This is a genomic window from Epilithonimonas sp. KH_059, assembly GCF_057838485.1.
This window is the reverse complement of the sequence record NZ_CM174468.1, coordinates 2122817-2134602: the sequence shown is the minus strand read 5'-3', so window position 1 is coordinate 2134602 and position 11786 is coordinate 2122817. Positions and strand designations below refer to the sequence as shown.

Below are 11786 nucleotides of genomic sequence, written 5' to 3'. Positions count from 1 at the left end.
ATACATTTAGACCTTAATAGAAACCTTACATGGAAACAAAAAAAAATAAACACCCTAAGGGCCTGCCCTACCTATTTCTCACGGAAATGTGGGAGCGATTTGGATACTACTTGATTTTAGGGATATTTGTCCTCTACATGATTGACCCTAAAGATAACGGAGGACTTGCTTTTCTTGACAAAACGGCCGACGATATTTTTGGAACTTTTATTGCCCTAACCTATTTAACCCCTTTTCTCGGTGGCTTTTTAGCGGACCGAGTCCTCGGGTATGTAAAAGCAATTTACATTGGAGGAATTCTAATGGCGGCTGGGTATATTGGTGTGGGACTTTTTCAAGGTCTTCCCCTATTTTACGCGTCTTTAGGACTCGTCATTCTGGGAAATGGATTCTTTAAACCTTCGATCTCTACGCTTTTAGGAAATCTCTATTCCGAGGAGCCCTACAAGGAGAACAAAGACGCCGGGTACAATATTTTCTATATGGGAATTAACATTGGAGCCTTAATCTGCAACTTTGTGGCCGCCTATATGAGAAATAAATACGGCTGGGGACCTGCGTTTATTACGGCAGGGGTCGGAATGCTCGTGGGACTTACCGTCTTCACGATCGGAATGAAACACATTCGAGAAGCAAATATTTTAAAACCTGCCCAAGAAGGAGACACAAAATTATCTACCGTTTTACTTAAAGTCTTCGTACCTGCAATTTTAGCAGGACTTGTGGGCTGGATTATTCCAGGCAATATTTTCGGAAGCGATAGTACAGATGCCTTTATTTTCGCCTGTATCCCTGTGGTCATCTTCTACATCAGTTTGTATGTAAAAGCCAATGCTGAAGACAAAAGACCCATCGGTGCTTTGCTTGCAATCTTTGCTGTCAGTCTTATGTTCTGGGCGGTTTTCAAACAGAACGGAACAGCCCTGACACGATGGGCAAATTATTACACCGAGCGCGCCGCACCAGAAACGGTGGAAAAACCTTTGGAAGCGCTTTATTTGGTGGAAACCAAAACCTTTGCCACGCAAGAGTCCACGGTCTACGACCATCAGTATCGTGCGCAATTGGATGAGAATGGAAACGCCATTAAAGAACCCGGAAAAGACATCTATTTCCGCAACATAACCCCTGAATTTAAATCTGAACTCGAAAAGGAGCCAGATCAAAACGTATATCTACTCAACACAGAACTCTTCCAATCGGTCAATCCGTTTTGGGTCATCGTGCTTACGCCACTGGTGGTTGGTTTCTTTATGTTCCTTCGACGAAGGGGGAAAGAGCCTTCTACTCCATCCAAGATTGTTCTAGGACTCTTTATCTCCGCTCTATCCTGCCTTGTCATGGTGGGCGCCGTATATGTCGGAGGGAACGGACTAGAGAAAGTCTCGGCCTGGTGGCTTATAGCCGCCTACGGAGTGATCACGGTGGGAGAACTCTGTCTCTCGCCCATGGGACTCTCCCTAGTCTCCAAGCTCTCGCCTCCTCGAATCACTGCCCTTATGATGGGAGGGTTTTTCCTCTCCACATCGATCGGGAACAAACTCTCTGGAGTGCTTGCTAGTTTGTGGTACAATTACGAAGACAAAGCAAATTTCTTTTGGGTGAATTTTGGTCTTCTTCTTTTGGCCACACTCTTAGGACTATCGATCCTCAAAGGGTTAAACAAAGTCATGAAAGAACGGGGTGTGAACTAAGTTCGCATTAAACATACCCATTGAAAATCGCAGCCAAAAGCTGCGATTTTCTGTTTTTAATGTTGCTGGGTTTCTAAAAAAAAGTATATTTGCTAAGCTTAACATAAATTAACAATTAACTATATGGATACAGTACAGGCCAAAAAAGGTCACCCTAAGGGGCTCTATACCTTATTTTTCACAGAAATGTGGGAACGCTTCTCTTACTATGGAATGAGAGCGTTATTAACGATCTTCTTAACTGCTGAATTAGCCACTGGTGGATTTGGACTAGACCGAGCAGAATCACTTAAAATTTACGGTATATTCACCGCCTTGGTTTACCTTACTCCGATTCTCGGAGGTTGGTTTGCTGATAAAATCTTAGGACAAAGAAAATCCATTGTAATTGGTGGACTGGTGATGGCCATCGGGCAATTTTTACTTGCCGCTGGAGCCTCTTCCGCCTTTGTAAGCGATTTGGAATCCCGTCAACAATTGTTTTACTTGGGTCTGGGCGTTCTCATTTTAGGGAACGGATTCTTCAAACCCAACATTTCCACAGTGGTAGGTGATTTATACGATCACTCTGACCCTAGAAAAGACGGAGCTTTCACTATATTCTATATGGGTATTAACATTGGAGCTTTCCTTTCTCCTTTCGTGGCAGGGACCCTGGGCGAAAAAGTGGGATGGCCTTATGGATATTTAGCAGCTGGTTTAGGAATGCTACTGGGTGTACTTTGGTTTTATGCAAGAAGAAACACACTTGGAGACAAAGGGCTTCCTCCTGGATACAAAGAAAAAGGACTTGTCAATTTAGTACCTAAGGACTGGAGAGACATTGTTATCTACACAATCGCAAATGTCGTGTTTGTGTTCCTTGTGATGTTCATTTGGAACCACACAAACGACCTAATGCACACGATTATCATCTGGGTATTTGGTATTCTTGGTGCCGGATTCATTGGACTCTCAATCTTCAAGGGAACCAGCGGAACGACCGAATGGACAAGAGTATTTGTCATTTTAATTCTTGCCTTCTTTAACATTGTATTCTGGGCAGGTTTCGAACAGGCCGGAGGTACTTTCAACCTTTTCGCGCAAGACAACACCAACCGTGTGGTGGGTGGATTTGAAATCCCAACCACTTGGTTCCAAAACATTAATCCAATTGTGATTGTAGCGTTCGCGCCTCTTTTCTCCCTGCTATGGGTGAAACTAGATAAGTTTAAACTAAACCCTAGAACTCCTGTTAAATTTGCAATTGCTATGTTTATTGGAGCGATTGCGTTTTTCATCATGACCCAAGCGAGTAACCACGCAGAAAACGGAAACCTTGTAAGCCCAATGTGGCTTGTGGTGGTCTACGCTCTACTTACTTTAGGAGAACTTTGCCTCTCTCCTATTGGACTCTCCATGGTCACAAAACTTTCCCCTGGAAAAATCGTTTCCATTATGATGGGAGTATGGATGGCAAGTTTTGCACTCGGAAACTATTTTGCAGCAACCCTAGAGCAAATTCTGGTTCAATACCAATTTGATCTCTATCCATTTATCACCTACCTAATGATTGCTTCGGGAGTTTTACTCCTACTGCTTTCTCCTATTTTGAATAAATTCATGAAAGGAATTCACTAAAATAAATGGAAATTAAATAACTCAAAACCACTGAACATTCAGTGGTTTTTTCTAATTTCGCTTTCTTATTCTTTAAAATGGTACAATCAATAGAGCAAATACAAGATTTCAAAGGCAAATACCCGAAACAAATTTGGGGACTCTTCTTTTCCGAAATGTGGGAGAGGTTTTGTTTTTACGGCATGCGAGGCATGCTTACTTACTTCATGATTACAGAACTTCTCATGAAAGAAGACATTGCCCAACTTCAATATGGAGCGACGCAGGCCTTTGTTTATGCCTTTACCTTTGTGGGCGGGCTCTTTGCAGACAAAATCCTAGGCTTTCGTAAATCCCTCTTCTGGGGAGGTCTTATGATGATTGCCGGAAGTGCCATCTTAGCGAGCAATCCACATGATAATTTCTTTCTAGGAATTGCCTTTACCATTATCGGTACTGGGTTTTTCAAGCCCAATATCTCCACGATGGTAGGAAAACTTTACCGTCCAAATGACTCTCGCACAGATGCAGGTTTTTCGCTCTTTTATGCGGGAATCAACCTCGGAGCCTTGCTAGGAGGGTATCTATGCATTGCGATTGGAAAAGGAGAACTCTTTAGTCAATGGATCCCCGAGGCACTACGTTGGAACGTCGCGTTTGGACTGGCTGCCATTGTGATGGTCATCAGTCTTGTGAATTTTCATTTCGTTCAGCGTAATCTTGGCGCCATTGGTCTTCAACCGGGGCATCCGGATTCAGAACTGAAAGAACGTAAGATTAAAAAATGGCATGAGTACGCAGTGTACTTCGGTACCCTTGTGCTAATACCTATAATTATGACCATGGTGTCCAAAACGGAGTACACGGATCTATTCATGTATATCATTGGTCCGGTTACCCTGCTTTATTTATTTTACGAAATGAGCAAAGTAACGCCAGCCGAACGTAAAAAACTTTGGGCGGCGCTTATCTTTATAGTATTCTCCATTCTCTTCTGGGGAATCTACGAGCAAAGTGGAGGCTCACTGAGTATTTTTGCGGCAAAAAACCTTAACAACGATTTATTAGGACTTGATCCCAACGGCGTAAACAACTCGGGAGGAGCCTTCTACATCATTCTGCTTGCACCCCTGGCTGGTCTTCTTTGGATTTGGCTCAGCAAACGAAAACTCGAGCCCAATACGATTGTGAAGTTTGGACTGGGATTCCTCTTCTTAGGACTGGGTTTCTATGCGCTCTACGCAACGAAATTCTTTGCCAACCTACAAGGGGTCACCTCTCTTAACATCTTCGCCATCGCGCTACTCATCATTACTTTTGGTGAACTTTGCCTTTCTCCGATTGGACTATCCATTATGACCAAACTGTCCACCAAAAATTTGCAAGGGATGATGATGGGACTTTGGTTCTTAGCCTCTGCTTATGGACAGTATGTGGCCGGAATCATTGGGTCCAAAATGTCGCAAGCAAAAGACGGGGCCTCCAACTATGAAGCGTTGATTACGTACACAGAAGGCTACAAACAACTTGGAATCTATGCGGTCATTGCGGGTGCGGTTCTTATTTTAATTTCTCCTTTAATTAAAAAATTAATGCAAGAAGTTCGCTAAGGATATTTAACTTTCAGAGCTAAACTCTATCCAAATAACTATGGTACGAATCCTTGCTTTTGTTTTTATTTTCTTCTTCGCAAAGAGCTATGCTCAAGTGGACTGGGTTCCTATTACAAAAGCATTTGAGCTTCAACAAAAAGTGCCCAAAAAGATTCTGATTCTTTTCTATGAGTCCGATTGCAATTCTTGCCAGATGCTTGAAAAGCAAACCTTTGGTTCCCCTGAGATCCAAAGCTATATTCGTGAGTATTACTACGCTGTAAAATTTGACATTCATAGCACGCAAAGTTTTAGTGTCTTTGGGAAAGACTTCTCAGGTGCGGATTCACGTGAGAAAAACCCTTCGAAGTACCATTCTTTTGCTAGGTTTATGAACATCACCTCCTTGCCTAGTATCGCTTTTCTCGACGAACAGAGTATGCCCATCACGACCATTCAGGGTTCGTGGAATGCAAAAGAATTAGAACCTTACCTGATCTTTTTTGGTCGTGGAGATTATTTGAAAATAACCACCAGCGAAGAGTGGGAAAACTACCGAAAGAAGATCAAATCCAAAATTAAGAACTAGCCATTCCCTAGTTTTCGATTTCTCCCCTTCTCTAAGTGCCCAAGGCTTTTGGTACTTGAGGTAAATTTTCCGAAATTCGAACCTTAATCTATTCCCTTGACTCTAGATACTTCCATTGAATACCTTAAAGGCATTGGCCCCGAACGAGCAAAACTATTGCACTCCGTTTTGGGGCTTCGAACCGTGGAAGATTTTCTACAGTACTATCCCCTCCGGTACATCGACAAAAGCAAGATTTACCTCATCTCGGAACTCACGGAAAACCTTCCTGAAATACAACTGAAAGGAAAAATTTCGGAATTGAGCGAACTGGGTGTGGGGAGGGCCAAGAGACTTCGGGCTAAATTTCAAGATTCTACAGGCACGATGGAACTCATCTGGTTTCAATACTCCAAATGGTTGAAAGAACAAATCCCCATTGGAAAGGAACTCTTTATTTTTGGGAAAGTATCTAAATTCAATCAGAGCTTTTCCATGGCTCATCCTGAAATCGAAATTCAGGAGAGCCAATCTAGACCTTCCTACTTAATTCCAATTTATCCAAGTTCTGAAAAGCTAACCAAACGAGGGATCACTCAAAAATTCTTTCGAGGCATCCTTAAATCCATCTGCCAAGAACTCCCTACCCTGGTGGAGGAAAACCTCCCTACAAAGGTGCTTTCTCATTACGAATTGCTAACGCGCGAAAAAGCCTTTCGGCACATTCACTTCCCTACGGATCTAGAGTGGCAGCTGAAGGCTGACAAACGATTGAAATTTGAAGAAGCCTTCTTTTTTCAACTCTCCTATGGACTGAAAAAGAAACATCATGAGACCACTGCCGTAGGCCATGCATTCACGAAGGTGGGTACTCATTTCCATAGCTTCTACAAAAACCATTTGCCCTTTGAGCTCACCTCCGCGCAAAAAAAGGTTCTGAAAGAAATACGTTCTGATTTAAGAAGACCCATACAAATGAACCGCCTTTTGCAAGGTGATGTAGGTTCTGGAAAAACTATCGTCGCACTTCTCTCAATGCTTCTAGCCATGGACAATGGATTTCAAAGCTGTCTTGTCGCTCCCACAGAAATCCTTGCTCAACAACATTTTGCAGGAATTTCTGAACTACTTAAAAACACAGAAATTAAGGTGCATCTCCTTACAGGAAGTACAAAAAAAGCGCAGCGAGAAGTGATTCACCAAGATTTAAGAGACCAAACCGTGAGCATCCTAATCGGAACGCACGCCGTCTTTGAACAAACCGTGCAATTCAAAAATCTAGGCCTTTGCATTATTGATGAACAGCATCGTTTTGGCGTTGCGCAGCGCGCCACGCTCTGGACAAAGAATAAAATCGCCCCGCATATCTTAGTGATGACGGCAACCCCAATTCCAAGAACACTTGCGATGAGTTTTTACTCAGACTTAGATGTATCGGTGATCGATGAACTCCCAGCAGGTCGAAAGCCCATTATTACAGTGCATCGCAAAGAAAAAGACCGACCAAGTGTATTCCAGTTCTGCCGGGATGAAATCCGAAAAGGAAGACAAATCTATTTTGTGTATCCCCTCATCGAAGAAAGTGAAACCTTAGCCTACAAAAACCTACAAGAAGGCTACCAGATTGTCTCGGACTATTTTAAAGAGTACAGAGTGAGCATGCTGCATGGAAAGCTCCTTCCCAAAGAAAAGGAAAAGGCGATGGAAGTGTTCGCGAGTGGAGAAAGTCAAATCATGGTGGCCACCACCGTGATTGAAGTAGGAGTTAATGTACCCAATGCCTCGGTCATGGTCATTGAGAGCACAGAGCGCTTTGGACTCTCTCAACTACACCAATTACGAGGTCGTGTCGGACGAGGCGCCGATCAAAGTTTTTGTATTTTGATGAGTTCTGAGAAACTAAGCAGCGAAAGCCGCAAACGAATTTCCACTCTTTGTCAAACGAACGATGGGTTTAAAATATCAGAGGTCGATTTGGAAATTAGAGGTCCTGGGGATATGTTAGGCACGCAACAAAGTGGCGTGGTCGATTTCAAAAGGCTAGACCTTTTGAAAGATTTCCCGATTATCAAACAAACCAAGGAGCTCGTCGCAGCCTTACTCAAAAAAGACCCTCAGCTTCAAAGCCCTTCAAATCAATCGATGAAAGCCTTTTATTTGAAGAACTATCGGGACAAAACCAAATGGAGCAAAATCTCGTAAAAAAATGCACTTGAACTGAGAGTCCAAATGCAAATTTCAATTTAAGTATAAGAATTAAAGTGAAGGAATATCGCTGTCTAGTTTTTGTTCCCTCCCCCTCTTGCAACAAGCGCAATGATTAGGATAAGAACCAGGGCTCCAATGACCCATACTAGAGGATTAGACATCCAATCTCCGCTTGCTAAATCATCCCCAGGTTTGTCAATGTCAACGTCCACTTTCAAATCTGAAGCCTCTTGAGCAAAACTGTACACACTCATCATAACCGTGAAGGCAAACATTTGTAGCTTGCTAACTAAATTTAATTTTTTCATAATTCATTTATTGTTAAAGGTTGTATTAAAGGTCTAATTTGTATTTCGATATTCGGAAACGAGCCTATAGACAAGGACCAATACCGCTAGCAAAAACACAAAATGAATTTCTTTGTCCACGTCAAAAACCATGTAAGCTAAAAACCAAATCAAAAATAAAATCCCCGCTATCCAAAAAGGAATATTTTTCTGATTTGCATCCTTATTTCCCCAGCCAAAATCCCCTAATTTCATCTTTTTGTACTTTTATTGGGTACTGAAAATTCAAAAAAATAATTCTTCGAGATTTCCAGCGTTCAAAAGACTACTGCTTGCCCTACGAGAAGATAAGAGTGTCTAAAATGATCCCATTGAACTAAACAAAAGTGGCTAAAAAGAAGCAAATCTGCCTTACAGAATTTTGACAATAACTTTCAATATTTGGGAAGTGTGAAACTTCCGCCTAGAAAATGAGAAAAATTTGGAACAGGAGAAAGCTTTAATTCTTAGACCTGCTCCGGCAGTAGTATCGTGAAAATTGAACCTTCACCGGGCTCTCCCTGCGCATAAATATAGCCATTGTGGTTTTCAATCACTTTCTTGCAAATTGCAAGTCCGATCCCAGTTCCACGGTAGTCTTCACGCGAATGAAGGCGATTAAACAACGTGAATATCTTCTCAGAATATTGATTTTCAAAACCAATCCCATTGTCTTTGAAGATGAGTTTGTAATAATTGGTTTTGACTTCGTTGCGAATCACAGGCTCTAGAGCTGAAGAGGTTTTCGTGCAGGTAATTTCAATACGGGGCGCGCGCTTTTCACTGCTATACTTAAGAGAATTTCCAATTAGGTTCACAAACATTTGTTGGATTTGGAACGGAATCACATCTAAGGTTGGTAAAGGCTCTGTGGTAATTACAGCTTTTTTTTCTTCTACCAGATGGGCAAGTTCTTCTTGGGCATTTTGCAGTAAAACATTCAGATCTGTGTGTTCGAAACTTGCTTCTGAGCGAGTGGATCTTGAAAAATGAAGCAGATCATCAATTAAGCTACGCATGCGATTGGCGGCTACAAGGGTACGGTCCATGTACTGCTTTCCGTTGTCGGTTAAGTTGTCGTAATTGGTATCGCGAAGTCTGGAGAGGAAGGTTTCAATTTTCCGTAAGGGTTCTTGCAAATCATGGCTTGCTGCGTAATTGAATGCTTGGAGCTCACTGTTGTTCGCCTCCAAAACCACATTGTTTTGCTCGAGATCTAGCTTGATTAAAAATTCCTCGGTAATGTCTTGTGTTATTACAAGGAGATAATCTCCCGTGAAAGGATTTGAAATCCGTTTGCCTGTTGTAGAAACATACCGCAATTGAGGATGGTCTTTCGGGATAATTCGGCTCACAAAGGGTTCAAATTCGTCGCCTTCGTATATCTTTTGAATAACTTGAGAAATGAGTTCCCGGTCTTCTGTATAAACATAGGGAAGCAGATGCTTGATTTGCTGCGAAAATGTATCGGGATCCACACCAAAGAGACGCACTAAATTTTGTGAAAACACGAATTCCTTTTCCTTGTAAAAGAACTGCCAAGTTCCGAAATAACCAATTTTCTCCGCTTCTAAGTAGGTCTCGTTCGCTACACTTAAATTTTTATTTCGCTCCGTGAGAACATAATTAATTCCTTCGAGTTTTAATTGATCTTCAATTTCGCGCGTCACATCGGTGGTCATTACAAGAAGGATCAGTTGGTTATTTCCGGTCCTTACAATGCGACCTAAGGATTGAAACTGTCTTTGCTGCCCGTCAGGATTCACCACGCGGTAACGAAACGAGTCCACCTGAGTTCCTGATTTCAGATCCTTGAGTTTTTCCTCGACAAAGGATTGATCCTCGGGGTGAACCTGACCAATGAGTAGGTCAAGTCCTGGCCTAGAAGACTCAGGAAGTCCGAGCAATTTAAAAAGATTGGTTGAAAATTTTAGTGCTCCTGAAAACAGATCAAGGGTCCAAATTCCGTTATTCCCTACGGTTTCCGCAAGCTCTAACGTATCGATCGACAACTGAAGTTCCTGATTGATCAGCTTTTGTTTTTTAAAATCTTTGTTGATTCGAAAGAAAGAAAAAGCAAGCAGTCCCAAGGAGAAAAGCGAAATGATATAAAGGTAAATCGGACTGGATTTTTGACTAAAAAGAAGCTCTTCACGAAGTTCTCCTAGATGCCTATGTTCTAGAACCTGCATTTTTTCAATCTGGTCCACGATCTGAGACCTCATATGGTTCCCCTCTTCTAAAAGATCAGACAACTCATCCTCCCTATAGTTTAGGGTTTCTTTTAATCGATTTAGATTTAAGAAAATTAAGCCTCTTAAATCCACCAGGTTTGTAAACTGGGGCCCATTCTCATAGGTTAAAACTGCTATTTGCTGCGTATACTTTCGGATACGGTCTTCTTTTTGAGAAAAACTATTCCTATATTGCTCCTGCCCGGTCAAAATGTAATTCCGTCGATCAACCTCCATCGAATTGACGCTCGACAAAAGTTCTTCTAATTTCAAGGAGATATCAAACGAGCGGTTTACCTGAGAATTGGTTTGCCCGATCTGATCCATATGCTTATACGTTAGCCCCATCAAGAAGAATATCAGGGCCGTCGCAACGACAAATATTAGTCTAAGTAAGTATAAAGAACGATCAAGACGATTAGGCATTTTTAGAATCTAAGTAAGAAATTATCTTTGTTCATTCCTGACGTGTGAAATTGCCAATTCATAGTCACTACGTCGAGTAGAACTTTTTTAAGGACTTGAAAATCATTTGGTTTTTTGATATAAATATTGGCTCCTTTAATAAAGGTTTCCTCTATATGATCTTCTGAAGAAGAGGTAGAATAAATGGCCACTGCCATATCCGAAAATCGATTGGAGGCCTTGATTTCTCCTAAGCATTCCAGCCCATTTTTTTTCGGCATGTTTAAATCCAGAAACAAAATCTCAGGCAAAATCGCATTTTCGTCGTTTAAATAGTCCATCAGTTCTGCACCGTCGTTAAACGTTTTCACTTTGGTGGTGATTTTCAATTCTTCAAACGCATCTGTGAAAAGCAAGCGATCATCCTCGTCATCGTCGGCTAGAAAAATATAGGTATACTCGTTTGTCATAATTTATTTTTGAATGGCAGCTTCCCTTCGCTTGTTAATGATCTTCTGAAATTGGGAGGGGGTCATCCCCGTGGTATTTTTGAACTGAGTACTTAAATGGGCCACACTAGAATAATTGAGTCGATGGGCTATATCGGTTAAGGATAACTGCTCCAATATGAGTAGCTGTTTTGCGTATTCAATTTTTTGAAGGATAATAAAATTTTCAATAGAGGTATAGGTTACCTGCGAGAAAATATTAGAAATATATCCATAGCTATGCCCTAATTTGTCTGCTAAGTAGACTGAAACTTTAACGTGAATCACTTCCTCTGAGAAGATCATTTCTACAATCGCATCTTTGATCTTTTGCACCAAAAGTGTTTTTTGGTTTTCAATCACTTCGATACCGTACTCACTTAACGCCTGTTTTAATTCTTCCTGCTTTTGAGCAGAGATTTTGTCTAAAAGTTCAATTTCACCGAAATTCAACATTTTGTACCTGATATCAAGCGAACTTAGTTTTTCCTCTAAAACCATTTTGCAAATGGTGTTAAAGTCGAACTTTACATTCATTTTCATTCCTTATTTCTCTAATTTAATTACGTAAATATACAAATACTTCGTTACAGAGTTGAAAATAATTCAAAAACCCCTTCCACAGCCCTACTTAAGCAGAATCCAATTGCAATTATTTTACAAAAATCAAAA

At 41.3% G+C, this 11786-nt stretch carries 9 protein-coding genes; 5 read left to right on the top strand and 4 right to left on the bottom strand.

The features are described 5' to 3' along the window. The first annotated feature begins 29 nt into the window (after positions 1-29). From AC3IRX_RS10090 to recG, 5 genes are all read left to right on the top strand, one after another. Positions 30-1694, top strand: coding sequence for a peptide MFS transporter (locus AC3IRX_RS10090; RefSeq protein WP_489210136.1), 1665 nt, complete (start codon positions 30-32; stop codon positions 1692-1694). Between the two features lie 123 nt (positions 1695-1817). Further along, the gene (locus AC3IRX_RS10085; protein ID WP_489210134.1) at positions 1818-3314 is read left to right on the top strand and encodes a peptide MFS transporter; all 1497 of its coding nucleotides are present in this window, start codon (positions 1818-1820) and stop codon (positions 3312-3314) included. A gap of 77 nt (positions 3315-3391) precedes the next feature. Beyond that, positions 3392-4903, top strand: coding sequence for a peptide MFS transporter (locus AC3IRX_RS10080; protein ID WP_489210132.1), 1512 nt, complete (start codon positions 3392-3394; stop codon positions 4901-4903). Between the two features lie 40 nt (positions 4904-4943). Then, positions 4944-5474, top strand: coding sequence for a thioredoxin family protein (locus tag AC3IRX_RS10075; RefSeq protein WP_489210130.1), 531 nt, complete (start codon positions 4944-4946; stop codon positions 5472-5474). A gap of 96 nt (positions 5475-5570) precedes the next feature. Beyond that, positions 5571-7655 carry an ATP-dependent DNA helicase RecG gene (recG, locus tag AC3IRX_RS10070; RefSeq protein ID WP_489210128.1) on the top strand — a complete coding sequence of 695 codons (2085 nt, stop codon included), beginning with the start codon at positions 5571-5573 and terminating at the stop codon, positions 7653-7655. Between the two features lie 77 nt (positions 7656-7732). On the opposite strand, the gene AC3IRX_RS10065 is transcribed toward recG, so the two are convergent. The 4 genes from AC3IRX_RS10065 to AC3IRX_RS10050 all read right to left on the bottom strand — a co-directional run bounded on the left by AC3IRX_RS10065 (position 7733) and on the right by AC3IRX_RS10050 (position 11657). After that, on the bottom strand, positions 7733-7969 hold the full coding sequence (locus tag AC3IRX_RS10065) for a hypothetical protein (protein ID WP_489210126.1): 237 nt from the start codon (positions 7967-7969) through the stop codon (positions 7733-7735). A 485-nt stretch (positions 7970-8454) separates the two neighbouring features. Continuing rightward, positions 8455-10647 (bottom strand): ATP-binding protein, encoded by a 2193-nt coding sequence (locus tag AC3IRX_RS10060; RefSeq protein WP_489210124.1) that lies wholly within the window; start codon positions 10645-10647, stop codon positions 8455-8457. A 2-nt stretch (positions 10648-10649) separates the two neighbouring features. Then, positions 10650-11096: a response regulator gene (locus tag AC3IRX_RS10055; RefSeq protein WP_489210122.1), complete on the bottom strand. Its 447-nt coding sequence runs from the start codon at positions 11094-11096 to the stop codon at positions 10650-10652. 3 nt (positions 11097-11099) lie between these two features. Next, the gene (locus tag AC3IRX_RS10050; protein ID WP_489210120.1) at positions 11100-11657 is read right to left on the bottom strand and encodes a helix-turn-helix domain-containing protein; all 558 of its coding nucleotides are present in this window, start codon (positions 11655-11657) and stop codon (positions 11100-11102) included. Between the last annotated feature and the right edge of the window lie 129 nt (positions 11658-11786).